Annotated in this window: 20 protein-coding genes and 1 pseudogene; 10 read left to right on the top strand and 11 right to left on the bottom strand. The window is 60.3% G+C overall.

Going from position 1 to position 26190, the window contains the following annotated elements:
* A partial coding sequence (locus PY650_RS25100) for a TolC family protein (protein ID WP_285882306.1) occupies window positions 1-638 on the top strand: 638 nt, incomplete at its 5' end.
* 131 nt (window positions 639-769) lie between these two features.
* On the opposite strand, the gene tssM is transcribed toward PY650_RS25100, so the two are convergent.
* The 11 genes from tssM to PY650_RS25155 form a co-directional block, all read right to left on the bottom strand.
* Complete coding sequence (tssM, locus tag PY650_RS25105) at window positions 770-4339, bottom strand: type VI secretion system membrane subunit TssM (protein WP_285882307.1); 3570 nt, start codon at window positions 4337-4339, stop codon at window positions 770-772.
* 7 nt (window positions 4340-4346) lie between these two features.
* A complete protein-coding gene (gene icmH, locus PY650_RS25110; protein ID WP_285882308.1) occupies window positions 4347-5219 on the bottom strand; it encodes a type IVB secretion system protein IcmH/DotU in 873 nt (290 codons plus the stop codon).
* Window positions 5216-6547 (bottom strand): type VI secretion system baseplate subunit TssK, encoded by a 1332-nt coding sequence (gene tssK / locus PY650_RS25115; protein WP_285882309.1) that lies wholly within the window; start codon window positions 6545-6547, stop codon window positions 5216-5218. Before tssK ends, icmH begins: the two co-directional genes overlap by 4 nt.
* A 72-nt stretch (window positions 6548-6619) precedes the next feature.
* Complete coding sequence (tssJ, locus tag PY650_RS25120) at window positions 6620-7105, bottom strand: type VI secretion system lipoprotein TssJ (protein WP_285882310.1); 486 nt, start codon at window positions 7103-7105, stop codon at window positions 6620-6622.
* A gap of 47 nt (window positions 7106-7152) precedes the next feature.
* Window positions 7153-8241 carry a type VI secretion system baseplate subunit TssG gene (gene tssG, locus PY650_RS25125; RefSeq protein WP_285882311.1) on the bottom strand — a complete coding sequence of 363 codons (1089 nt, stop codon included), beginning with the start codon at window positions 8239-8241 and terminating at the stop codon, window positions 7153-7155.
* Entirely contained in the window at window positions 8238-9986 is a 1749-nt protein-coding gene (gene tssF / locus PY650_RS25130; RefSeq protein WP_285882312.1) for a type VI secretion system baseplate subunit TssF, read from the bottom strand. Before tssF ends, tssG begins: the two co-directional genes overlap by 4 nt.
* Window positions 9987-10000: 14 nt before the next feature.
* On the bottom strand, window positions 10001-10411 hold the full coding sequence (gene tssE / locus PY650_RS25135) for a type VI secretion system baseplate subunit TssE (protein ID WP_285882313.1): 411 nt from the start codon (window positions 10409-10411) through the stop codon (window positions 10001-10003).
* A 71-nt stretch (window positions 10412-10482) separates the two neighbouring features.
* Window positions 10483-11961 (bottom strand): type VI secretion system contractile sheath large subunit, encoded by a 1479-nt coding sequence (gene tssC / locus PY650_RS25140; RefSeq protein ID WP_285882314.1) that lies wholly within the window; start codon window positions 11959-11961, stop codon window positions 10483-10485.
* Entirely contained in the window at window positions 11954-12541 is a 588-nt protein-coding gene (gene tssB, locus PY650_RS25145) for a type VI secretion system contractile sheath small subunit (RefSeq protein WP_285882315.1), read from the bottom strand. Before tssB ends, tssC begins: the two co-directional genes overlap by 8 nt.
* A gap of 111 nt (window positions 12542-12652) precedes the next feature.
* Window positions 12653-14320, bottom strand: a complete 1668-nt coding sequence (gene tssA / locus PY650_RS25150) for a type VI secretion system protein TssA (protein WP_285882316.1) — start codon at window positions 14318-14320, stop codon at window positions 12653-12655.
* Between the two features lie 69 nt (window positions 14321-14389).
* Window positions 14390-14899, bottom strand: coding sequence for an Hcp family type VI secretion system effector (locus PY650_RS25155; RefSeq protein ID WP_285882317.1), 510 nt, complete (start codon window positions 14897-14899; stop codon window positions 14390-14392).
* Window positions 14900-15321: 422 nt separating this feature from the next.
* On the opposite strand from PY650_RS25155, the gene PY650_RS25160 reads away from it, so the two are divergent.
* From PY650_RS25160 to PY650_RS25200, 9 genes and pseudogenes are all read left to right on the top strand, one after another.
* The gene (locus tag PY650_RS25160) at window positions 15322-18534 is read left to right on the top strand and encodes a DUF2169 domain-containing protein (protein WP_285882318.1); all 3213 of its coding nucleotides are present in this window, start codon (window positions 15322-15324) and stop codon (window positions 18532-18534) included.
* A complete protein-coding gene (locus PY650_RS25165) occupies window positions 18527-19645 on the top strand; it encodes a pentapeptide repeat-containing protein (protein ID WP_285882319.1) in 1119 nt (372 codons plus the stop codon). The genes PY650_RS25160 and PY650_RS25165 overlap by 8 nt, the downstream gene beginning before the upstream one ends.
* Window positions 19646-19683: 38 nt before the next feature.
* On the top strand, window positions 19684-20052 hold the full coding sequence (locus PY650_RS25170) for a PAAR-like domain-containing protein (protein ID WP_285882320.1): 369 nt from the start codon (window positions 19684-19686) through the stop codon (window positions 20050-20052).
* A gap of 46 nt (window positions 20053-20098) precedes the next feature.
* A complete protein-coding gene (locus PY650_RS25175; RefSeq protein WP_285882321.1) occupies window positions 20099-21625 on the top strand; it encodes a type VI secretion system Vgr family protein in 1527 nt (508 codons plus the stop codon).
* Window positions 21626-21658: 33 nt separating this feature from the next.
* Complete coding sequence (locus tag PY650_RS25180; protein ID WP_285882322.1) at window positions 21659-22666, top strand: hypothetical protein; 1008 nt, start codon at window positions 21659-21661, stop codon at window positions 22664-22666.
* 45 nt (window positions 22667-22711) lie between these two features.
* A complete protein-coding gene (locus tag PY650_RS25185; protein WP_285882323.1) occupies window positions 22712-23359 on the top strand; it encodes a DUF3540 domain-containing protein in 648 nt (215 codons plus the stop codon).
* Between the two features lie 16 nt (window positions 23360-23375).
* On the top strand, window positions 23376-25325 hold the full coding sequence (locus PY650_RS25190; protein ID WP_285882324.1) for a tetratricopeptide repeat protein: 1950 nt from the start codon (window positions 23376-23378) through the stop codon (window positions 25323-25325).
* 1 nt (window position 25326) lies between these two features.
* Window positions 25327-25671 carry a hypothetical protein gene (locus PY650_RS25195; protein WP_285882325.1) on the top strand — a complete coding sequence of 115 codons (345 nt, stop codon included), beginning with the start codon at window positions 25327-25329 and terminating at the stop codon, window positions 25669-25671.
* A 364-nt stretch (window positions 25672-26035) separates the two neighbouring features.
* Window positions 26036-26152 (top strand): annotated as a pseudogene (locus PY650_RS25200) (isopentenyl transferase family protein); the annotation flags it as partial.
* Window positions 26153-26190: the final 38 nt, after the last annotated feature.

The raw sequence follows: 26190 nt of genomic DNA on the forward strand, positions 1-26190 counted from the left end.
ACATCCGCGTCGCCGAGCGTAACCTCGTTGCTGCGACCGCTCAGATCGGCGTGACGGAGGCCCAGCTCTATCCGACGATCACGCTCGGCGGTGCGATTTCGCCGTCCTACATCCACAAGAAGTCTACCAGTGGCAGCAAGACAAGCTGGTCGTTCGGCCCAAGTCTGTCGCTGCCGATCTTCGACGGCGGCGCACTGCGGGCCAACGTCAACAACGCCGAATCCTTGAGCCGCGAACAATATATCGTCTGGAAGCAGACTGTGCTGTCCGGTGTCGAACAGGTCGAAAACGCCCTGTCGGCCGTCAGCCGCGATGCTCAGAAGGTTGCCGCACTGCGAGCGCAGGTGAAATCCTACCAGGAAGCCCTCGACCTTTCGACGGCAAGCTACAAGGACGGCGCCTCTTCGTTGCTCGAAGTTCTCGACGCACAGCGCTCGGTTTCGACCGCGCAGGAAAGCCTCGCCCAGGCCGTTCAGCAGAGCGCTCTCGACTACATCAACCTGAACGTTGCGATCGGCACCGGTTATATTCCCGCCGAAAAGCCGACTGTTGCTGCAAAGCCGGCCACGGTCTTTACGGTCGCCCGCGAAGAAGACAGGGAACTAACGCGATCAACTGGCCTTGTGCATCGTCGATAGCGCGCTCGCTTGCGGCAGGGACAGTCCCGCCCATGCTTCCGTGACGCGGGCTGGCAGGCCATAAAAGACGAAATCCCGGGCGGAGGGAACCTTGCCGAAGTCACCGAGGAATTCGGAGTAGCCGTCCGCCTTCAAAGGGCCGGGGGGCAGCGGAACGAGGCGTAGAGCTCACCATTGAACGGGTTGGCGACGCTCGCTGCCCTTAGACGGAAGCGGGCTCTGATCTTGTCCTTTTCGATCGAGAATTCGAACTGATCTCGCCAGCTGGTTCTGGCCATGCCGGTGCCGCTCAGCATCCGGAAAATAGCCCAGTTACCGGTCCGCTGCAGGGTCTCGGTCTTGCCGTCGAGCAGCGTGATGCTGAGCTGTGCCGTGCTCGCGTCCCGCTTGCTGGGCCAGACGAAATCGCGCGGCCTGATCGGGCCGTGACGGTAGACGAGATCGGTATCGTCGAGGACGAAGGACGAACTGAGCGCCTTCGGATCGAGATGGATGGGTTCGACGGTGAATTTCGCTTCCGGTGTCGTGCCTGCCGCGCCAAAAAAGGCCTCGCGGATCGCGGCTGCCCGTGCGAACTGGCCGAGCGCATCGGCAGACAGGCCGATGCCGCTTCCGTCGGGGTCGAGCGCCATGAATTGCCGCCCCCTAACGACAACAAAGGGCGACAGATTGTCCTTGAAGAACTGATCGAGGATCCCGGCCGGCTTGAAGATGTCGGCAAAATCCTGAAGCGAGATTTCCTGCTGTGCGTCCGGCGAGAAGGGATAGCGGTCGGTTATCATCGCATTGCAGGTTGGGAGAGTTTCGTCCTGCCAGCGCTGGTTCACGTGCTTGTAGGCAAGCCTGCGCAATATCTGCCAGGTGCGGTTCGAAATGAATTCGACCATTGGCCTGACCGGCGTCGGCTTGGTGGCGGCGTCCGCCCGCAGCCGTGAGAAATTATCGCGGGTCGGGCTCTTGCTTCGCTGAAGCACAAAATCGAAGGCGGCCGCCTCGGGGCTTGGTGCCGCCGCAATGCCGGCGACCGTCCCGAAAAGCTCACCGAACAATTTCTGCATCTCAGCCAGACCCGGGCCGTTCTGCGGATCGACGAGCGAAGTGAGCGGCAGGAACGCGTTGCGGATCGTTGTACCCGGCCATGGCGTGGAACCGAAAGCCGTTGAGAGTGCCGTCCTGGCAATCGCATCCGTGACCGCGTCTGCGACGGGGAGAGCGGCTCCGCGAGGTGCGGCCGCCTGGGCAAGTGCTTCTCCCGGCCGCTGGCTTTCGGCATTTTCGCCCGGTAGCGGCAATTCCGTATTGTCGCGCAACGTGGTCAGCAGCGCAGTCAGCGGAGACTGCGGGCTCGACAGATCGCGTAGAATCGCCTGGCCGCGGTTCAGCGAATCGAAGTCGATCACACGCACCGGATTAACAGTGTTCCTCCACATCGCGATATAATCTCTCACATACGCTTTGGCGATCTCTTCGGAAAGCTTCTGATAGGCATCGTTGCTTGCGTTCTCGCCGAGCACCCAGTCGGTTCCCTTGGAGTTGCGGATATATTCGGGCAGTCGGGGCAAGAAGAACTGGTAGAAGCCATTCTTCGTGTAGAAGCCGGGGACCACACTTGTTGCGCCGGCAGCGCTATCGACCTGCAGCACGCCGGGGCCGAGAATATCGACGATGCTTATCGGCGGTAGCTGGTAGCGTCGCTGTGCATCCTGCACCATGCGCGCATAGATGTCGGAAGCTTGCGGAACATTGCTCAGCCGTGTGCGTGCCGCCTGCACGATTGCCTGGTCGCCAGCTGCCTCGGCCGGCAGCAGTGCGGCGAGGCTTTCCGCGTGCGTGTCCATGCGCGCCTTTGCGTCAGGCTGCAGCGCGAAGGCAGCCTCGTTCTGCCGCACGAGCTCGCCTTCGACTCGGGCGCGTTCGTATTTCTGACCGGTGGTCAGCATCAGATAGGTTTCGAGTTGGTCGCGTAAGAGCAAGTTATTGGGAACCGAACTGCTCGAAAGCAGCTGAATGTGGATTTGCAGCCTCGCAACGACCGACGGCAGAAGATAGGTCTTGAGCAGCGCATCATACGTTTGCGTGGCCACGCCGCTGAGCTCGGAACGTGCATCGATCGACAGGATGTCGGGTAACGGCCAGCCGGAGGAGGCGATGTCGCGCAGTTTGCGCGCCTCGTCTAGGATCGGCAAGAGACTTTCGAGCGATCGGTTGTTACCGGCCTGCTTCATGCCGATCCTCAACTTGTCGACCGATGCATCCGCCTCCTTGATCAGCGAAAGCGAGCTGTCGAGCCCGACCAGCCAATAACTGCAAAACAGCAACCAGACCGCAGCGATACCGGCACAGGCGGCACCACGGGCGGCCGCAGATTGCCGTTCGAACCGTATATCCCGTCCGACGATGTTCTGCTCGGCGAAGATGATATCTGTCAGCAACCGCTTGATGAAGAATGCCGTGCGCTCGCCGCTTGTGGGCGGCTGATGACTTGGCGCGAGCGCGAAACTGCGGCCCATGGCGCCGAGCAGCCGGTCGAATGGCGTGCCTTCCCGGGTGCCGGAGGTGAAATAGACGCCGCGCAGCAACGGTTGGTCCTCATAACGGTTGACGCGGAAGACATCGGTGATGAAACCGCGCAACACCGTGCATAGCGAGGCGAATTCATGCGGGAAGCCATAAATTCGGCAACGGCGGGCGTTGTTGTGCGCGGCCGCGAGTTTTGCCGGCAAGCGCCGTTCGAGGCGGTCGACGAGGTCCAGGAAGCCGGCCTCGAATGTCGCCCCGAACGTTGCCTGTTCCTCGTCGCGTGGGAAGGTGATGCCCCAGACCTGTTCGCGCTCGGCCTCGGTCATGTCACCGAAATATTCCTCGAAACCGGCAGTCAAGTCGCATTTGGTGAACATCACATAGACAGGCAGCCGCATTTGGAAGCTCCGATGCAGCTCACGCAGCCGCTGCCTCAGGATTTCGGCATGGCGCTGCCGTTCGGGCTCGCTGGCAAGCGCCAAATCGGCAATGCTGATCGCCAGCAACACGCCGTTGACCGGTCGTCTTTTGCGGTTTTCCTTAAGGATGTTCAGGAGGCCGCCCCAAGCGGCCGCGTCGATACCCTGGTTGAGATCCTGGGTCGTGTAACGCCCTGCGGTATCGATCAGGACCGCATCGTTGGAAATCAACCAGTCACAATGGCGGGTGCCGCCCCCGCCGTTGAGCGCTGCCATGTGGCCGGCTTCTGCCAACGGAAAGTCGAGGCCGGAATTCTGAAGAATCGTGGTCTTGCCGGTGGCCGGAGGGCCGATGACGATGTACCAAGGCAGATCGAAGAGATAGCTGCGCCGTTTTCGCCCATCGATCGGGCGGTCCCGCAGTGTCTTCACCGTCTTTTCGAAGTCCTCGTGGATAAGCTCCACCTCGTCGGACGAAACACTGCTTCCCATCGAGATCAGCTCGTCGTTGACGAGCATGGAGTTGATCAGCTTGGCATTGGCGCGCCGCGCCAGGAAAAGTCGCACAAAGGTGACCACGAAGAAGCCCACCACCGCGCTGACCGAAATAAGCGTGCGGCTCAGTGTCGTGTCGAAAGGCGTGAAAGCGCCGATCGCTAACTGACTACCGAACAGCCAGAACAGTGACGCTAGCGTGATGATCATCAGAAGCATGAGCAGGCTGGAGGGTCGGAGAATGCTGACGAGATAGGTTCTGACCATCGACCGATTACTCCGGCGTTATCGCCGCGATCCGGGCGAGAAGAGGGCTTAGGGCACCTGAGAGGTAGAACTCCAGACAGCTGTAGACGACGACGAGCGATAGACCGGCGATCGCCACAATCATCCACAGCGGAAAGGCTACGCGGATCCTCTTGCCGCCCCGCTCCCCATTTGAAACTTTCGAAAGCGGCTCATCCAAACCGCTGTCGGCCACTTCGGCGATCACATGCGAAAGATCGTTTCGCAAGTCCTCGAGTTGATCACGGCCGCGTTCGACGATGCGGTAGCGGCCCTCGAAGCCGAGCATGAGGCAGGCGTGAATGAGAAGCAGCAACGGCAGCCGCTGGGATCGAAGCTGCTTCACCCGATCGAGGATGACGAAGACCTTTTCCCCGCCCCAGGTTTCGTTGTGATATTGATTGAGCAGGCTATTGGAGGTCCATTCGCTGCGGCTGCCCCATGGCGTCATAAGCACCGTTTCGTCGATCATCGCGCACAACACGTAACGAGCTACGACGATGTCGCCCGCTTCTATGCCGCTCTTCTGCGCGATCTGCTGGAAGCGGTCCATTTCCTGGACGACCTCGCGCCGCAGTGCTGCAACGCCGGCCTGTTCCGTCGAATTACGCAGCTGCGCCACGATCAGGAGCAGGGGGGCCGCCAACCGCACCAGCTTGCGCTCCGGAGCCGTATCGAGCTGCTGGACGAGCCTGATGGCATTCCGAAGCGACGAGGCATCGCCGACAGGTGCCGGCGACGGCAACGACTGGCGCACGACGACGGTCGGATCTTCGCCCCTATCAGCACCCAGGGCCGTCCTCGTGCGGGGGCTCACCTGGTGCACAACCCTGGGAGCGCTATCATCGCCGAAATTGCTCATCGGCCGGCCTCACGCTGGATTGCCCAGAGCTCCAGCCCAAGCGAGGGATAAGTGCCACTGACATGCAACGCGCAGGCGGCAGAATCCCTCAGTCTTGTCCAGAGCGGATTAGATGTGTCGACCTCGAAATAGACCGCGTTCGGGATGAAGGGTATTTCGCGCGGCGCCACCGAAAGCGGCTGGATCGCGATGCCGGGAAGCTGAAGGTTGACAAGGTCGCGGATCTGCTCGACGGGACCGATCTTGATGTGCAACGGCAATTGCTGGCGGATACTTTCGAGCGCCAGGTCTGCGCGCGCAATCAGCACGAGGTGGCGGCTGGCGAAGGCCATCCTGTCCTTGATTTCACCAAGCCACATGCCGAAATCGCCTTCCGTCAGCGGAACGCTAATTGCGTTGCGCTCGACGATAACGCTCAACATCTCTCGCAAAATGCCAAGTAGCCCTTCGAAACTCATGCGCAGATCGAGATGACTATAGGGCGGCATGTCGGGCGGCCGGCGGGTCGGCGAAGCATAAGCCGATATCTCGGCGGCGATCGCGACAAGTTCACGAAAGGCATTCTCGGCGGAATGCAGGCCAGTTGCAATGAGATGGCTGGAGACAGCCTCGGCGCGGTTGACGATGCCGAGCAGCATGATGTCGAGAATGCCGGACCGGGTGTCGCCTGCTTGTCCGCTTGCGCCCTCGGTCAGCGAGGCCGCCCTGCTGCGCAGGAGGCCATGGATTTGTTCAAGGATCGAGACCAGCCTGAGGCTTGCCCCAACTGAGATCACCGGCGGGATGTAGCTTTCGGTCAGTGTGACCTGGCCGAGCGCACCAACCGACTCGATTTCGCCGATCGGTAGATAAGTGAGTTCGTCCAGTCTTTCGCCTTCAATGACGATGCGCACGTTGAGCGTACCGATGCCGATCTCGGCCGGCGGCCTGCCTGCCTGTGCATTGTCGGTCACCTGCACCATGGTATTGCGGAAGCGCTGGGCCATACTCGCCCCTTCGGCGACTTCGATTGTGCCCGGCGCGCTGAGCGGCAGCGCCAGGAACACGCGCTTTCCCTGGGCGCGCGGCGGGATATGGACTGCCTGCGGCACGGGCTGCGGGCCGGGGGCATCATAAAGGGTGCCGTCAGGAAAGACGACATCGGCGGCATTGATGCGGATCTGCCCCGTCTTCAGTGCTTCCTTGTCGAATTCGAGCTGCCGAACGCCCCAGGGATAGGGAGCGAGCCCTGCCACGCGCTGGTCGAGATTGCTTTCGATCCAACGATCATACTGTTGCAGGTGCTGCGGCCGAAGGAACATGCCTTCCAGCCAGAGTGGCTTGCCCATCGAGATCAATCATGCCCCTGGACCAAGGCCCCGATTACCATCTTCAAATTCAAACTCCTGCAGCAGCGCCGATCAGCTGCCGAACGAAAAGCGCGAGTATTTCTGGATTTTCACCGCAAGGCTCGTGACATAGATGATGAGGCGGTTCTGCGTTTCCTTCTTCAGCTCTATCGAATCGCGCCATTGCGCTGAAAGCAGGTCCCGAAAACTTGCCACCACGCCGATGTAGGCGGCCTCGCTGGAGATCTCGCGATCGTATTTCCGCTCGGTTCCTGGCAGCATCTCGAACTCGCGGCTGGAGATCAGGTCCGCGCCAAGCAGCTTGGCCTCCTCGTCAAAGTCAAAATAGGTGGCGTTGTTGAACGCCTTGAGTGACTTCAGCTCGTAGACGCGGACCACCACGGGAGAGGCAACGCCGGTCTCGCTGGGATTGATGGCGGCATCCGCGTTGATGGTAACGGCGACCGGCGTCGGCTTCGGTATACCGCCGCAGGCCGAAAGCACGCCTACCAAGCCAAAAAGGGCGATGCCGACGAATGTCACCCTCTTAAAACTCATTTCTTAGCCTTCCAGTATTGCGAAGCGACCCGTTGCGCGTTCCTTCCTCATGCGACGCCTCCCGGATCGTCGGAGTCTGCCGCAGCAGGATGCATGTCGATGGATGACACGGTGCAGTCGGTCGACAGAAGGATCGTATCCTCCAGCCGCTCCGGATCGTCCGCGTAAAGCCAGCTCGTCCAGCCGAGGCGGCATTCACCGAGCTGCGCCATCAGGATCGTTTCCGGCTCGAACGAAAACTGCAGCTCCCATTCCAGCGGTTCGCGTGTCGCCATCACGAGCAGTTCGCAGAATTCCTGATGCTTGGCACCACACGGCAGGAAACGCTGGAGCGTGGCGAAGCTCGCCTGCCCGATACAGATGCGGAACTTGCCGAAATCGTCGTCGAGTTCGAAACCCAGGATCGCGTCTTCGGCTAGGGTACTATTCGCTTGGCCGAGCGTTAGCCGCGATTCTTGGCCGATCCTCACCTTTCTTGGGATGAATTCCTCGATCCGGCAGGGGATTGCAAAGAAATTGGACAGTGTCGCACCGACCACCTCGGACGAATTGGAAAAAAGCGAGATCAGTCTGAGATGGGGCAGGAGCGCGGAGCGGGAAATCTCGCCGATCCGGTCGCGATCCTCGATCGGAAAGCCGCAAAGCGCGAGAAAGCGCTTGGACAGCGGGTCCGTGGCACCAGTCTCATAGCGCAGGTAATAGCGGTATTTCCGCCAGATGACATGTAGCAGTGAGATCAGTCTGTGATTGAAGAGATCGAGAAAATCCTCGACCGGTGAGGGAACGGTGTCCGCTTCGATGATTCGTTCGGTGAAGGTAGCCGGGAGCGGCGAAGCCGGACCGTAAAGGCCGAAGAAATTGACGCGGATATCCAGAAGGTCCGCTGTCGGATCATAGGCAACGGCGCTGACATCCGATGGTCCGAAGCTCAAAGAACGGGCCCCCCGGAACCGCAGATATTCATGCGACGGATCGCCCAGCTTACCGACCGGCAAGGCATCGCCACGTCTTAGCTCCATCAATGCGACAAGCTGGTGGAACTGGAAACGGGCGAATTGCGAAAGCTGCGTATCGCCGAGGGTGCCAGACACCTGGCTGCGGCTCGCGTTCACCGCCGTCCGTTCGGTCCCACTCATAGCGTCGCGGCCTCCCCCCATTTGGCGGCCCAACGAAATACGATGTTGGAGTCGAGCCCGGTCATGGAGAACCGGTTCAGGCTGTTGATGCTTGAAAAGCACTTCAGAAAGTGGTCGAGGATGGAACCGAAGAGATACATCTCCGCTTCACCGCCCATCATGCTTTCCGAGACGGAAAGCATCAGTTCGAAGCTGCGCACAGGCCGCCCGCGGCTGATGACGTCGACGCTCCTACGCTCAAACTTCCGGAAACTCTGCAGCAGCATATCGCGCTGCATGGCCGCCTGGCGCTCGCACCTGGCACGGAAGTCATAGGCGCCGACCACCGTTCGAAGCGCGTCCACGTCCACGATCGAGGAAAAATTGCGCGCCAGATTGGCGATCAACGTCCAGAGAATATCTTCTTCCAGCGGCGGCGGCACCTCGCTCAGTGGCGGGGTGAGGTTCGAAAATCCAAGCTTGGCCGGGGTCGATGACGTCGGCTGGTTGACGCTACCGACCCCAAGACGGCTGGCGAGCGCTCCGTTCGAGCACTTGAGCCGCATCGATACTATCTCGGTTTCGGGCAGGCCGACCTTGCCAAGCCGGGTTACGAAGGACAGGGAATGATCAACTCCATTGGTGAGCACGCTTGGTTTCACCTGCGTACGGTAATGGAGCTTCGGCTTGCCGTCCCCGGAAAGATCGTGGCGGAAGCTCTCGAACGGTTCGTAAACGATACGCCGGCCGCTGCCTTGTACCCAGCCCTCCACCGCTTCGACGGAGTGAATGCTGAAATGGCTGGAATCGCCAACCGGGCGCACGGGATATTCTGAACGTTCGTGGGACACCGTCAGCGGCCGACCCTCAGCCTCGAACAGGTTGATGGCCGGCGTGGTATTCAAGGCGAAGAGGTCGGCGCTGACGCGCGTAGACTGCGCAAAGGCCTGCGACATTTCAAAGATGAGGCTGAAACGGTCGGCGGCGGAATCGGCAAAGGTTTCGAGGCCTTTGATCCGAAGAAACATGAATTTCTCAGGGCAGGAGAAATATTCCTGTATGATGCGAAAACCATCGAAGGCGCCGTCGGGATAGGGCAGCGCCGCTTCGCTGGCCGCGAAGCCCATTGGCTCGAGAGTGAGTGCAGCCTCGGTTGGCTGTCCGTTCGGCGTAACCAACTGAACACTGCGCAGCCGCTGCCGGAAAAACAGATAGAGGAGTCTTGCAATGGCCGTGTCGCTGCCGCTGTTGATGAACAGTGTCAGCGGGCCAGCTGCCAGCGCCTGCAGTCCTTCGCCGCCAGTTTCCCGGAACGCGAGGAGGATCCGACTGCTGCTCTTGCGGTTCTCAAGTTCCGCACCGACGATTTCAAAGGGCAGAACCTTGAGATCGAAGCTCGTTTCGAACGAGATGGCCTCGCCCTCGATCGGTCGCGATTGGACCCGTGTGCCGCGCGGCACGTCGATCGACATGCCGCTTGCGCCTTCGGCAAAACCGAAGCGTATCATGGTGATGGGAGGGACGGGCCTGAGGTAATGCGGCCAGACCAGCTGCAGGAGCGTAAGCGCCAGTTCCGGCATTTCCGCATCGAGTCGCTGGCGCAGGCGCCCGACCAAAAACGCCATGCCTTCCAGTAGGCGCTCTACATCCGGATCGGCTGCGTCCTTGCCGAGATGGCGCGAAAGGCGCGGATTGGCCTTGGCGAACAGCGCGCCCATCTCGTGCAGATAGGAGAGCTCGTCCCGGTAGTAGTTGTTGATCGTCATCGGTCCAACCCTCGTTAGCCGTTGACCCGCATGCGCCCGTCGCTGCCCAGGACCGAGTGGAAGGCAATGCTGACGGGGAGATCATCCTCAGCCAATTCGCCATTGACATGGAATATGAATTCGAGCGGCCGCGTCTTGTCCTCGACGTGCCGCACCGCGACGTTGCGCAGGCGCGGCTCGAAATTGAAAAGCTGCCGTTCGACATCCCGGGCGATCGAGGGGATGAGGCTGCGATAATCGGTCGTCGCATTGAAGTCCGAAAGGCCGAAGTCGGGGCGGGTTTCGCAGCATCCCTTGCGGCTGTTGAGAGTGACCACAAGGTCGGCGAGAATACTGTCAAGCAGGTCGGACTCATCCTGCCGGTCGGATCTTTCGGCTCCGACGCGGTCAAGCTCCAGACGTTGCAGCAAGCTTACAGAGACCATTGCGCTTACTCACTCCTCAAAGCCCGCGTCCGGCCACGGGCAGCTTTCCGCCATGACGGCCGGATCGTGCGTCAGGCCCTGTCGAGCTTGCCCTCGAGGGAAAGCGTGAAGTCGGCGCCCATATATTTGAAGTGCGGCTGCACCGCCATGCCGACACTGTACCAACCGGGTTCACCCTCAACGTCGCATATGGTGATCTGAGCCTTGCGCAGTGGTCGGCGCGAGCGCACGTCGGCAGAAGGGTTATCCTGGTCTGAGACATATTGCCGGATCCAGTTGTTGAGTTCGCTTTCGAGCTCGCCGCGGTTCTTCCAGCTACCAATGTTTTCGCGCTGCAGAACTTTGATGTAATGGGCGAGGCGGTTGACGATCATCATGTAGGGAAGTTGCGTTCCGAGCTTGTAGTTGAGCTCGGCAGCCTTGTTTTCTGAGGTGTTTCCGAAGAACTTCGGCTTCTGCGCAGAATTGGCGGAGAAGAACGCTGCGTTGTCGCTACCCTTGCGCATCGTCAGCGCGATGAAGCCCTGTTCGGCGAGTTCATATTCCTTGCGGTCGGAAATCAGAACTTCCGTCGGGATCTTGGTCTGCAACCGACCCATGGCTTCGAAGTTGTGGACAGGCAGGTCTTCGACAGCACCTGATTGCGCACCGATGATGTTCGGGCACCAGCGGAACTTGGCGAAGCTGTCGGTCAGGCGGGTTGCAAGCGCGATCGAGGCATTGCCCCAGAGATAGTTCTCGGTCTCGCCAGCGGAGCGTTCTTCGTAATTGAAGGCCCTAACTGGCACGGCCTCATCGCCGTAGGGCGAGCGGAGCATGAAGCGCGGCATGGCGAGTGCAAAGTACCGCGAGTCTTCACTTTCGCGAAACGCGTTCCATTTGGCGTATTTCGGGCCCTCAAAGATCGATTCCATGTCCTTAAGATTCGGAATTTCTTCGAACGTATCGACGCCGAACATACCCGGAGCGGCGCCTGCGATGACCGGTGCGTGAGCCATGGCACCGACGCTGGCGCAATACTGGGCAAGCTTCACATCCGGTGCGTTCGGGCCGAAGGTGTAGTTGCACACCACGGCGCCGACCGGCTGGCCGCCGAACTGCCCATATTCTGCAGTGTAGATGTGCTTGTAGAGACCGGACTTGGCAATTTCCGGACTGTCTTCGAAATCGGCCAGCAGTTCATCCTTCGAGACATTCATGATCTCGATCCTGATGTTTTGACGGAAGTCCGTGCGGTCGACGGCGAATTTCAGGCCGCGCCAGGCCGATTCCAGCGTCCGGAAATGATTGTTATGCAGAATCTCGTCAATTTGGGACGACAGCTTGCGATCGATTTCCGCGATCATATGGTCGATCGCGGCGCTGTTGACGGCGCTGTCCGCGCGGGTCGGTTTGAGCAGTTCGGCGACAAAGGCGCTGACGCCCTCGCGCGCCACATCGTAGCCGTCGTCGGTCGGCACCAGCCGGGTTTCATGCAGGATCTCGTCTAGCAGCGAACACTCGACATGTTCAAGGATGACGTCTTGTTGGGTAATTTCTCTCTCAGCCATGAGCAGGCCTTCTTTCGAACTCGGCCGCAATGGTAGGCGGCGCTGATCGTGCCGCAGTATTCCCGACAGGATTGCGGCGATTTGCTTGCCTTTGGAGGCCGCGGGTGATTTCGGCCCGCAGTCTCTCGCGGGCTTCCTCGTCGCCGAGAACGCCTTGGATCGACTCGCGGAAGGCTGGGACATTGCCGAGCGGACCCTTGAGCGCAACCAGAGCTTCCCGCAGCTCGAGCAGCCTGTTGAGCTCAGGCGTCTGGCGCACGATGGCTTCGGGTGTGAAATCGCGTAGGCTTTCCAGCTTGAGGGAGACGTTCATCTGACCTGCATCGGCTTCTTCGGAAAGCTTGTTGTCGACGGCGATCTCGAGCTGCAAATCGTGGCCCCTCATCACGTCGTTGAAGTTGTCCTTGTTGACGTTGACGAGCTCGCGGTCTTCGACGGGCCTGTTGTCGCCCTTCAGCGTATAATCGCCTAGGAAGACCATTTTCAAAGGCAGTTCGACCTGTTCCTTGTTGTCGCCGATTGCCGGTTTGTAGCGAATGTTGATGCGCTCTCTTGGCGCCACAGACGAGTCTTTCGCCATCTTCGGTTTCCTCCGTGGGATCCACTGACGTTGCTGTCCAGGCTTCTCTAAGATCTCTAGTATATACATCTAATATGTAGTTTTTATAAAGAACACGGTGCCTTGCGCTCTTTATGCAATTTCCGGGGAAGTCAGCCGCACCGCCTGGACGATGTCGAGCGCGCTCAGTGTTGCTCCGATGCGCGCCTTTCGAAGCACGATTTCCCGCTCCTCCATGTGGTGAATCGCACTGTGGTGCGAATAACCGCGCCAGGACAAGGCAGCCAAAGCCGAGGCAAGCGGCGGCTCCCACGTTGCCAGCGCCTGGTCCTCCGCCATCCTTTCGAGTATCGGAATGAGTGCGAACAAGGGCTGCAGGAGCTCGTAGCGCAGGCAGAATTCGCCGATTTCCAGCTTGGCGCAGAACCGCTCGCGCCCGCCCGAGCAGCGTTCGCTGTAGTCGGAAAGCAGTTTCAATGCGGCCAGTACCTGACCCTGCTGAGCGAGCTCGCCGGCTGCCGCCTTTGCCTTGCCGCATTCCGAACCTGCCGCCTGTCCGCTACCGTCGGCGAGAACCTCACTTGTGATCCAGTTCAGCGTCTGGCCATCGGCAAAGGGACTGCCGTCGCTGAAGGAGAGCTGGGCCAATTCTGGTATGCGCTTCAGGAAAGCGTAAAGCTCGCCGATGACGGTAACGCGCGCTGCGTCGTATTCGTTGCCCAGAGCCTGCATGGCGTTAGCGACGAGCAGTTGCGCGTCGAGGCAAAACGGGGACGAGGCGAAGACGCTTTCGGCGGAGAGCAACAAGCCCTGATCATTTCCCTCAGCCTTCAGGACGGCGAGTTCTGCGAGCCTCGGCCTTTGCGGCGGCGGCAGTTGGGTGCGGCCGGCCTTATCGGGCGGTGCCTTCAGGATATCGCCCCAGGCGGCGAAGCGGGTCGCGAGGTAGATCCGCGGATCGGAGGGTGCGGACGGCCGCAAAGCGCTTGCCGCCCGCATCGCGCCGGCAAACAGAGCCCGGAGGGTTTTTTCGGCGCCCATGTCGACCGTCGCCTCAGCGATCTCGATCGTGGCACTCGGCGAGGCAGCGGGCTGCGGTTGAGGCGGAGGTGTGGGATCGACCGGCTGGGGCACTTCGGCAACGGATGCAGCAGTGACCTCTTCCGGCTCGGGATTCGCTTGCGCGGCGGCCTCGGCCTGAGCTGCTTGCGCCTTGGCTTTAAGCTCGGCTCTTCCCTCCCGGGCATGCGGCCGAAGCGCCCGGATCAGCGGGCCGATAGCGACCGGATACTTGCGCATCCGCTCTGACAGGAACTCATCGACCATAACCAGCCGGTCGTGGGCGACCAGCGCAAAGAGCTTCGCATCCCCTGACGGCGGAGTGGCTTCCACCAGGGGCGCCAGTCTTTCCGCCATCCAGTCGAGTGCGCCCGCGCGGGCCCTTTCACGATCGGGCGGTGGGAAAAGACCATCCCAATAGGCCTCCACCATGCCCTGCAGGATGGCGACACCGACTGCGAGGCCCTTGTAGCTCTCTTCGCGCTGCAGGCCGAAAATCAGCCGGGAGGCGAGCACTATATCCTTCGAACGGCTCTTCAAAATATCGATCGTCGTCGAGTTGTAGCGCTTCCAGTCGACGGCTAAGGGACCTCCTGTCTCCATCTTGCGGAACTCGTTATCCAATGCGTCGAATTCCGCTTCGTCGCGCAGGTCGCGGCCCGCCGGAGTGCCGTCGATCGCGAGCCCGCCGATGGAGGCGCGCGGGTCCGTAAGCACGGCATCGAGATCAATAGCTGCCATAAAGTATTCCCGGTCATGAGGCTAGGCTGCCCACGGAAAACGGGGGGCGAATACTCTTGAAAGGGATGATCAGACCGGTTTGCGCCAATCGTCGGAAGCCGACGTGCCGGCGATTTCGTGGGTCCAGTCGCACTTGCGATAGGTGAACGACCATTCTTCGCAATGACCGCGCGTCTCGTTGGCCGTGTCGGTGGTGTCGGGCAGGAGAACCTTGCCGCCAACCAGGACGGCGTCTTCCCACTTGATCGTGTAGTAGTGTTCCTGCGTGCCCTTGGTGGAGGTGCGCCAGAACTTCAGTTCGATCTCGAGGTTTTCACCGGTGGCGAGAGCCTGCCAAAGCATCGGGGAAGCCTTGTCGAGCGGCTTGACGAGGCGGGCCGGCTCATGGCGGCGGGTGCCAACGGCCGTGCCGGACTTCGGATCGCGCGGAACGATTGCGTTGCTTTCGAAAGCAAAAACGAGGGATTCGCCTTCATGGCTTTCCTGCCAGACGTTGCCGATCGAATCGGCCGTCGAAGCGTCCTTGGTTATTTCGCCCTGGGTGACGCCCTTGATGGTGATGTATGCAAGGCTTGCCATCTTTGTCTCCAATCGGGATCAGCAACTGGTATCAGTGTGGACAAGCAAGCACGGTGCCACGTGTTGGTGCGTAAAAAAATCCAAATAAAATCCGGCAATTAAAGGAGACACGCGCGTCTTCGAGGGGTTTGGACTGTGAAGGAAAGCTTCCCAATTCACGCGCAATTGAAGCTTTTCTACCCGATTTGGAGGGTGCAAATTTGCTGTGACGTCTGCAACGGCTTCCGCACCCGCTCATCGGTTCCGCGCTGCCGTTTTCCGTTAGTCGGCAAAAGAGCTGTTTTGCCCTGCGCCATTTTCGCAGATTGACCCCGCCCGGGGCCGATGAAATGCTTGGGTCTCCTGTACCGTCCAAGTAGTCCGCGTGGCCGCCCAAGTGGGCTTGTCGTCAAACCATTGTCGCTGCGGAGGAGGGGGTAGAAATGCCTGCACTTATCAAGCCTTCCCGACTCGCGGCGGCGCTGCGTGCCGAGCCTGTCCCGCAAGGCGGCCTGCTGACAGTGTCGGTATTCATCCTGTTCGACTTCGAAAACCCGCGCCAGATCCTGAGCGAGCAGGCCCTCTGGCCGATGGTGACGGACCAGATGCCGCCGGGCGCTATATTCGACAAGGGCAGCTTGAAGCCCTGTGGCGAAGTGATTGTCGCAGGCGCCGCACTTGCGCCTTCAGGTATCCCGGTTACCGGACTTCAGGTCGTAGTACGTCTCGGATCGATCGAAAAGACACTGAACGTTTTCGGCGACCGTTTCTGGCGCCGCACCGATCGTGGCGTCGAGCTTACCCCGGCAATACCTTTCGACCGAATGCCGATGGACGAAGCGCACGCTTTCGGTGGTCCGCGTTTTGCGGAAAATCCCCGCGGCAAGGGGCATGATGCGCATGCCATACTGGAAGCGGGATATGATGCGCCGCTCCCCAATCTCGAAAATCCGCAGCATCTCATTCGCTCGCCCGACGATCAGGTGCGGCCGGCTCATTTAGGTCCGCTTCCCCCCGAGGCGCCCCACCGCACGCGCTATGCAGGCACTTACGATCAGCGCTGGGTCAAGAACCGCGCGCCGATGAAGCCGGACGATTTTAATCCGCTTTTTCATTGCGACGCCCCCGACGATCAGCGTTTGGAGACCTTTTTCTCAGGCGACGAGCGCTTTTCGGTGAGCGGTATGAGTCGCGGCGCGGCCATAGTCGGCGGCGCTTTGCCGAATATGGCGCCGCGCGCCTTCGTGCACCGCCCGAGCGACGACAGCCTGACCGAGACGCCCATGGTCTGTGATACGGTCACGCTCTTCCCGAATATCACCAAGGCGGTCATGACCTTTCGGGGCCTTGCCAAGGCTTGCGACCCGTTCTGTGAGGATATCGGCTCTGTGATGCTCGCCTGCGAGCACAGGGAGGACCAGCCGCGGCCGGCCGAATATTATGTGCGTATTTTCAAGCTTCGCACCGATCCTGAACAAACGGCTCGCCACGTGCTCTCGGATTTCCAACTGATGCCGCTTCGCAACGAGGCGAAAATCAGGGCGCGCCGCGCTGCCCGGATTGAAAGGGCAAAGCAAGGGCAGCAGACCTTCGTGGACAACCAGAACTGGCTGATCCGCAAGGCGATGGCAGACCAGGGCGTCTTGCCCTCGCTCGCACCGCTGACGATCGATGAACTGGACGAGATGCCGCTTGTACCTCTGCCCGATCGGGAAGAAATCGAGCGCGGGGAGGTCGATATCGCGGAACTGCTGGACGATGTGGAAGCGCTGAGCCAGGCGATAGCAGCCAAGAACGACCTTCATACAGCGAAGGCTGAGCTCTCCCGGCAGGCTGCCGTTAAGGCGATCCCGCCTTCCTTCCTGCCCGAACATGTGCTGAAGCCTCTCGCCTCGGAAAAGGATCTGGCGAGATACCCCGGCCTCACGCCTTTCGATGGCGCGTCCGAAGAACTTAGGGTCGACCTCTCGGCGATGCGGCCGACCAGATCCGGCGACGATCTTTTTGCTGATCTCGTCAATCCCGTCGACAAACAGATCGATGAAGTCTTCGCGGCGATTGACACTCCGAAAGCCATGGAGCCCGGCTTCATCGAAGCGCAATACAACAAGGCCTGCGCGCGGGCGATGAAGCTGCCTGAAGCATTGCTGTTTCATGAAATTCGCCTCGAGATCGAAAGCGTTGGCGCTCCGTCGATGGGCGACAATCTCAAGGTCGGGCCCGATGAGCCCAAGTTCATCGCCGAAGTTGTGCAACGCATGAATGAGATTTCCAAGCGACCGATCGAGGACGTTGCTCCAAGCCCAACGCTGACGCCCGCCTTTTCATCCATGGCTGGACCTGACGGTGATACTTCGAAAACGGCTGCAGCGATCGCCGAGGGCATGCAATCTGCCAGCGCCCATCTCAGCAGCCTACTGCCAGGCGTTGCGGCCTCCAGAAGCGCAAGCCTCGATGACATGCTAGCAACGCTGATTGCCAGCCTTCCGGCCTCTCCGTCGACCGCTCCCGGTCAGACACTTTCCGAAGTAACGGCTCAAAAACTTACCGATGCTTCCGAGAACATCGCCGCCGCGGAAGCAAAGATGACCCAGACGATCCTGGAGGCGCGTCAAAAAACGCCGGCAGCGATTTTCCCGCTTGAGCCTCTAGCGGCGCCAGTCGCTCAAAGGCTGGGCGCGTTTGTCATGGAAAAGCTTGCCCAAGGTCACGATTTTTCGGGCGCTGATCTGGCGGGCGCAACGATGATTGGTGCCGACCTGACAGGCCGCTCGTTTCGATCTACCTTTTTCGAGCGCTGTGATCTCAGCGGCACTTCCTTCGCTGATGCCGATCTTGAAGGCGCGGTCTTTACCGAGACCAATCTCGAAAACGCAAACTTCACTGGCGCCCGTGTCGGCGGCATCAATCTCAGCAAGGCCAACCTGCGAGGCGCCCGTTTCGATGGTTGCAGGATCGCCAACACGACGTTGGTCGGCGTCGACATGAGGGGAGCATCGTTCCGTCACACGACCCTCTCCGAGGTCGTCTTGATCGACTGTCAGCTCGATGACGCAGACTTTGCCGGCACCCTGCTTGCTGATTTCCAGGTTCTGCGGGGCCAAGCCGATGGAATTGTCATGGCTGAGGCCGAAGTCGCCCGCGGCGTGTTCATTGAAGTTTCTATGAAGCAAGGGGTGTTCAGGGGCGCAAGCTTCGAACGCACAACGTTCGGCGATGTCATAGCCCCGAATGCCGATTTTTCGCGCGTGCATCTGAAGGGCAGCAGCTTTATCGGTGCCTGCGACCTGACGGGCGGCATGTTTGCCGAGGCGGCTGCCATCAGTTCCTCTTGGAACGGCTCAAGGCTCGGCCGCTCCTGTTTCCTGCGCGCCACTCTGAACCGCAGTCTCTTCAACGGCTGCGAGATGCCCGAATGCGACCTCCGGCTCGCTTCGTTGCGCGAAGCCAGGCTGGACCGTTCGGCTCTCGCCGGCAGCGATCTGTTCGGCGCCAATCTTTATGCCGCATCGCTGGCAGGCTGCGATCTGACCTGTGTCTCGCTGCGCGGCGCCAATCTCTATTTCGCCGATCTCGATGGAGCCAAGCTCGGCCACTGCGATCTGACCGGCGCCAATCTCGGAAAGACTACCATGGAGCGCGCCACCGATGTCTGAACCAGCGGAAATTATAACCCCGATCGGCCTGGATGAGCTCCTGGATTATGTTGTCCACCAACAGCCGTTGCTGATGCGCGACGGCCGGCAGATCGATTTCGCCGGTGTCGCCCTGGTGGATGGAAAATTCGTCCAGTGTGATTTCAGCGACGGCAATTTCGAAGGAGCCGATCTTAGCCAGGCAAGCTTCATCAACTGTCGGCTCGACCGGGCGAAGTTCACCAATGCCAAATTAACCGCAGCAAGCTTCCTGGATTGTAACCTGATCGCCGCCGACTTCTGTGATACCGAACTGAGTGAGACGCAGTTTCTGACCGGCGATCTTCACTCAGCCGGTTTTGAGAGGGCCACCTTTGACCGGGCGATTTTTGCCAAGGCGGGCTTGCGCGAGGGCAATTTAAAGGAGACGGTGCTGGATCGGGCTTGCCTGCTCGATTGCGAGCTCGATGGGATGTCGCTCGCCGGAGCATCACTGAAGACCACTACCGTGACCAAGGCGGTGCTGAACCGGGTCGATATTTCCGGCATCGCCATCGATGTCGGTCTCTTCGCCGAGGCCGATCTTTCCGATCTCGATCTCAGCCGCCAGCCGTGGCAGCACTGCACTTTCCATCAGGCCCGCTTCGTCGGTACCAACATGGCCGGTGCGCAGCTCGAAAACAGCGTGTTTTCCCAATGCGATTTTGCCGGCGCCTCGCTTGCCGGTGTCAAGGCGAAGATGGCAGCTTTCCCGAAAAGCCGGCTGGATGGCGTCGATATGTCCGGCAGCGACCTCACCATGGCGAATTTCTCCGAAGCGTCGCTATCGAGCGCGATTCTCGATGGCAGTAAACTTTTCGCAGCTTATCTGGGCGAGACCGATTGCCGGGCAGCCCGACTGGAGAAATGCGATCTGCGTCAGGCGGATCTCTCGCATGCCGATCTGACTGGCGCCAATCTTGCTGCCGCCACCTTCGCCCATACCAAATTCCATGGCGCGCGCACCGACGGCACGCTTTTTCTCGGAGCCCGCGGCAGCACCATCGGCACGGACCAGGAGCGCATGATCGCTGAAGTTTATAGGCCAGATCGCGTGGCGCTCGACGATGAACTGAATCAGGGGGAGGTTTGACCATGCCTTTCGTGAATTCTCAAGGACCGATCCCGGGCATGGATTTTTCGGTGCCAGATGTCTATTTGCAGCCCACTCCTGCAGGCCCCAATCCGGTGACGTTTTTCAGTAGGGGTATGCGCGCCACGGAAATTCCCACCAATTTCCGGTTCCTGATCAGCTGCATGCCTTCCCACAACATGATGAATCTGGCGCCGGTGACGATCAGCGGGCCGGGGCCGGGCGCGACGTCCGGCATGGTCTGCTCGAACAGCCGCAACGTGAAGGGTTCGCTCAAGCTGATCATCCAGGCGGCGCCGGCGACGCGGGCACTGATGGACCCGACGGTGCAAAACGGCGTTACCCCGAACTCGGTCGGTGCGACGATCGTGCCCTCGCAGGTGCGCTTTCTCAATCCATGCGGCTGAGGCTTCTTAGTGTTCGCCCGCCGATAAAGGCAAAGGTTCCAGGAAGATGAGCGCAACGGATGCCGCACAGGAAATTTCGGTAACACTGCCCGGCGTCAAAGAAGGCGATGTCTTTGCGGACCGGGTGCGCGGACGCGAGGCACTGAGTGCTGCTTACGATTTCGAAGTCGACGTGATCTCGGGCAGGGTCCTCAATATCCGCGACATGATCGGGCAGGCCGCGACACTGAAGATCAGCGTTCTGGAAGAAACGGCTGTAGTGAAGGGCGTTGTGCTTAAGGCCGCAAGCCTCGATCCTACCCAGAATCGGCAATTCTGCTACCGCTTCACCATCGGGCCTTCGCTGGCACTGATGCGGTTCAGCGCGCAGAACCAGGTCTACGGCACCGATCGCGACATGACCGTCATCGACATCATCGAGAACGAGCTGAAGGATGCAGTCAAGGCAAGCTCCCGCACCGGAGGCAACCGCGCCGATCGCCGGATCGGCTATCGCATGCTCGCCGGCGGCGACTATCCGAAGCTCGATTTTGTGATGCAGTATCGGGAAAACGATTTCGATTTCATCTCGCGCCTGTGCGAAAAGTTCGGCATCTTCTACGCTTTCGACCACGACGGCAGCCGCGAGGAAGTGCTGTTTTGCGACCGAAATGTGCATTTCCGCCAGGTGTCCGGCCAGACCCTTTCGAGCGAATTGCCCTATCGACACCGCTCGATGTCGGTGGGAGAGGGCGGCTTTGCCATCCGCGCCTTCAATTCGAGCTATGAAGCCTCGACCGGCAGGGTGGAGCTGCGTGAATATTATGAGCTAACTCCGAACGTCGATCTCGGTGTTTCGTCCAAGGCTGCGCTTTCCGGCCAGGGAATGACGGTACTCTACGGTGAAAACTACCGTACGACGGACGAAGGCCAGTCGCTCGCCCGCGTGCGTGCCAAGCAGCTCGCTGCGGAGCAGATCGTCTTTCACGGCGAAAGCAATATCCCGCTGCTGCGGCCCGGTTTCTTTTTCAAGCTCATCGATCATCCCGACAGCGCCTTCGAGAGGCTTTATGTCATCACCGACGTTGAACATAGGATCACCGAGCCGACGCCGCTTGGCTTCACCTCGCACGATAAGACCGCGGAGCCTTATTCCAACCGCTTCACCTGCATACCCTTCGATGTGCCTTATCGGCCGACGCTGTCGACCCGGAAGCCGGTCGTCGACGGCGTGCTGATCGCCTTCATCGACGGCGAAAAAAATGCCACCAAGGCGCAGATCGATGAATATGGGCGCTATCGTGTGCGCATTGTCGATGAAGAGAGCGGCCTGTCGGGGGGGAAAGCCAGCCATCTTGTCCGAAAGGCGGAGGCCTATGGTGGCGGCGATCAATGCGGCTCCCATTCGACGCTGCTGGTCGGCACGGAGGTCCTTCTCGCCTTCATCAATGGCGATCCCGATCGGCCGATCATCCTGGGCGCGCTTTCGAACGCCGAGAAAACCAACCCCGTCGTCGACACCAACGCCAATGCCGCCCAGCGGACGCGAACATCGACGGGCATTGTCTTCGAACTTTACGATGGTGGCGCTTGAGCACCGACCTGACGATAGTGGAAAGGAACGACTATGGTTACGACCAGCCCGACGAAAGCTGATGAAACGAAGACCTCCGTCCAAGGCAGCTCGGCGCATTTGTTCGTGCCCTCTGCCGGCCCGACCCAGTCGGTGGCCGACAGCGCTCGTCAGCGAGGCGCTTATCTTCGCCTCGGCGGATACTCCGGACTGGAAAAGGCGCTGGCCAGTCCGAACAAGAAGGGCTCCGCCGACAGTACCGCTTCCTTTTATCCGCGCCAGCATATCACCGATGCAGGCGCCAACGCGGTGGAACATGCCGCCGGCGATTCCACTGCGGCCTACAAGTCAGGGATCATGCTCGCCTGTGACGGCCGAATGCTGATGCGTACCGGCGAGAGATTTTACCTGCATGCGGCGTCGGCCATGCATGTCGATACCGAAAGCACCTTGACGGTCTTTGCCGCTGACGACATTTCGGTCACATCTGACTCGTCGATTTCGATCCAGACCAAGAACGCCAAGCCGATCACCATCAGCGCCGACGGAGGCGCGGGCGACGTCGAGATTAAGGCGAGAACGGAGACGCGCAACGTCGATGGCCACAGCTACGAATATATCACCAAGGACAAGCATACGTTCACCGAGGCCGATACTTATGCTTACAAGCTTGGCTATTCAGAAAGCGTGACTTTGGGCAGCTCTTCGAGCTTTTTCTTCGGCTCGACCTACTCCTATAAGGTCTCGACTGAAATTACCATCACCTTGGGCACTTTGATGCTGTTCTACGCTAGGAAATTCGAACTTGGCGTTCTCAAAATCGATTTCGTGAAACATAAGCTGGAGTACAAGGAAGGCAACCTCAGCTATGCCCACTGGTCGAGCAAGGCCCGCAACATCTATGTCAATGCGGCAGCCGTCGATACCAACACGGCAGCCGTCAAGAAGGATCATGCCGCTGTCGATTCCCAAACCAAGGGTGTGGAATCGGCCAATAATGGCGTCGGTGTCGCGACCGGCGCGACCCAGGTCTGGGTCAAGGGCATGATCAATGCTGTCTGACGTAGCGGCAAGAATCGCGAGGCGCTCGCGTATCGGGAGGCGGCATTGGAAGAATGGATTGCGAAGCAAGTGAGCCCAGCTTTCGGGACGGAGCATCGCGACGACGGCGTGGCATTAGGCGCAACCCTCCAGCGTGCGCGAGTGCGGAAATTTCTGACGGCGGCGCAAGCCGGTGTCGAGACGGAAGCAGGCGAGAGCCTGATTGCCCGCCAGGCAGCGAGTTGCCTACTGGCACCGGTGATCGGCGATCTAGTGCTCGTCTATACCGATGGCACCGAAGCCTTCATTCTTGCGGTTCTTGTTCGTCGCGCCGAACAGGCCGCTGAAATCTCCGTGCCAGATACCGCCCACATCACCATCAAGGCAGCCGCCAGGGTCGACGTTACAGCACCCTTGGTGTCAGTCCAGGCAGGCAGACTGGAACTGATCGCGCGCGGTCTGTTGCAGATGGGCGAGAGCCTGACGACCAATTTCCGCCGCGTTGTCGAGACCGTTGTCGACAAGATGGTCGGCGCGCGCACAATCACCACGCGAGCCGAGAGCCGCATGGCTGTCGTCAAGGACGTCGAAATGCTCGACGCCGGCAGCCTGGTTCAAAATGTCGAAAGCGTTTCGAGCCAGAAAAGCGAGATCACACTCATTACCGCCCGCCGCGATATGCGTCTCGACGGCGAACGTGTCAGCGTCGGTTGAAGAGAGGACGAATGCGGTGATCCTCCTTGAACATCGACTGGCTGCCGCAGTCAAACATCGCACCGAAGGGCGCGGCGAGAACGCGCTCGCGATCTATCAGGAGATCCTCGATATAAGCCCGGCCAACAGGGAGGCTCTGAAGGGCCTTGGCGAGGTCCTGCTCGAACTTGGCCGGATCGAGGATTCGGTAAGGATCGCCACGCAGGCGGTTGCTCTTTTGCCGTCCGACCTCGAGGCGCTCACGCTGTTGGCCGTCGCCGCGCGCGCTTCGGGCAATGCGGCCGGTGAGGTTCTGGCGCTGGATCAGGCCGCCGACATCGATCCGCGGCATCCGGCAACGGCCTGCATGCGCGCCGAAAAGGTTCTGGCAGCAGGTGATATGGCCGGCAGCGAGCGTATTCTCGTGAATGCGCTCCGACGTCATCCCGAAGATGCGAAATTGCTGAGCGCCCTGTCACGGACGTATATGGCCGCGGGACTGACGGCCGATGCACTGGAACTGTCCTTGAAGGCGGTGAAGATCGATCCCCGGTCCAGCGCGCATCGGGTTCAGCTCGGTTCTCAGCTTGCGGCAGTTGGATACCATGTGGCAGCGCTCGAGCAACTTGAACAAGCGAGCCTTATCGATCCGGCCAATCTCTTGCCAATGATCTTGATGGCCGAGGCCCATGCGGCACTCGGCCAATTGACCGAGGGACTGCGGATCGCCAAGCGGGCGATCGGCTTGCATCCCGAACAACTGGCTGCTTGGCGTATCCATGCCCGAATTCGGATTCAGCAGGGAGAAGTCACCGAGGCGCTTGCGGAACTGGCCGACGCCGCCCGACGCCATAAGGATAGGGTCGAGGCGCTGATCGCTGTCGGTGATGCCTATCGTCAAGCAGGCCAGCATGCACAATCAATCCGTCTGCTCGAGCCACTGAAGGAGCAGCATTCGGCGGTGGATCTCAGTCACAGGCAAGCCATTCTGGCGATCACGCGCGAAAGCCGTTTGTCGCTCGGCATGATTGAGGAGACATCGTCGCTGATGCAGGAAATCGGCATTGGTGGCCTGCAACCCGGCGGCGCCCCCGCCGGGCCGCAGGACGATGCGCGACCTGGTGCTGGCTTGAGCGCGGATTGGGCCCAGCTCGCGGCACTGCCGACGCTGATTGGCCAGCATATGTCCATGCTGGAGGCCCTGCCGCTTTTGCGGTTTCGTGTGACGTCCGATCCTTCCGAGCCGCTGTCGCTTCGCGGGCCTACCGCGTTCGCGGAACTCGCCGCTCTCTTGCCGGGAACGACCTTTCGGTCAGTCGAAGGCGATCATCCTATCCCCGGGGTCGATGGATTTCCCTTGCCAGCCATCCTGGCGTTGCCAACGAAAGTTCGCGGCCCCATCGAGACCGGCCCCTACGTCGTCGCGCCCGAGGACCGACGGCCGGTCTGGCGGGAAAGTCTCGCGCATCTCCCGCGGCCCTGGTTGGCGCTGTCCTGGAATGCCTCTCGTCCGGGGCTGATCCTTGATGATCTCCTGCCGCTGTTCTCCGACTTTACAGGCAGTTTGATCAGCGTCATCTGGGACGAGAGCCGTCACCAGCTCGCCCAAGCGCCGCATATTATTGACGCCGGCGTTCATTTCGAGAGCCTTGGCGATCTAGCCGCCGTTCTGGCCGAAGTGGATGCCCTTGTGGGGCCGGACGGCGTGGCGCTGCATCTTGCGGGCGCGATGCATAGGCGCAGTGCGGTTCTGGTGCAGCCCAATGCTCCCTGGTACTGGTGCGAGCGCGACGGGCGCGCCCTCTGGTATCGATCCGTCAGCGTTTTGAAGACCGGCGCCATCGGTCACTGGGCACAACGGTGCGGCGAACTTAAAACCGGGCTGATCGAATTCCTGGCAGATCTGCCCGGTGATCGTGATGATCGACCGGTCAAGGCTGTGCAGACCGACAGGGCCTTGCCGACCCCCCTGGAAGAAGCGCTCTGATATGGCGTTCTGGCGACCCGTCACCCGCGAGCCGGACGCGTTGCGCGCGGCCCTCCTGGAATACCTGCGTAATCGGTCGCCACGAGTATTTCTCGATGCATCGGCCTCAGGCCGCCCGCTCGGACGCACCACCGTCGTCATGAGTGACGGCAGCAATCTCGCGATCGACGTGGTCGTGACACTCGAGCGGGCGGCCGCCTTTTCCGAACGGGCCGCGATCTACTTCGCCATCAGCGGCCATGCTGCAAATCACGGGGCCGGTTACGAAGTCGCCGGACTGATCGTTATCGACCGCAAGACGCTCGCTTTCCTTTTGCTCGACGTCACCGTCAGTGCCGTTGCGTGAAGGGCCAGTTTTTTGGAGAATTTAACCGAGGTGCAGGTTCGGCGTGTGGAGGAAGGGCATTGCCCGCATTCACGCGAATGCACGATGAGCAAGTCGGCGGATGTCCGTTATTCCAGGCACTTGCGCGGCAGCGCGTTCACATGATGGGCGAGGGCGATTTGCAAGTTCGAGCAGAGGTTAGCAGCAGTCTTCCTGTACTGAAAAGTTCGCACGACATCTCACCTGGAATCCTGGGCAGCGACTTGGTCAAAACGGTGCTGCACCGATTACGTGCGGCGCCTGCAGCGATTTGCGGTTGTTTCAGGTGCGGACCTCAACTGAGGAGCACTCGCCGGACCGCTACCGAAAGCTCACTCGGCGCGTGGTGCGTCCTTTGGAGCCGGAGTTGCAATCCGCCGAGCGAACCTATTTGGATTCGCGCCCGCTCGCCGCCGGCGTAATCGAGGCTGGGGCCGCCTATCTCCGGCTCATAGCGGAAGTGGGGCGCCGTATTCTCCGTTCCGATCTCCGCAACCACCG

Source organism: Martinezella calliandrae (assembly GCF_030272695.1).
Lineage (GTDB): Bacteria > Pseudomonadota > Alphaproteobacteria > Rhizobiales > Rhizobiaceae > Rhizobium > Rhizobium calliandrae.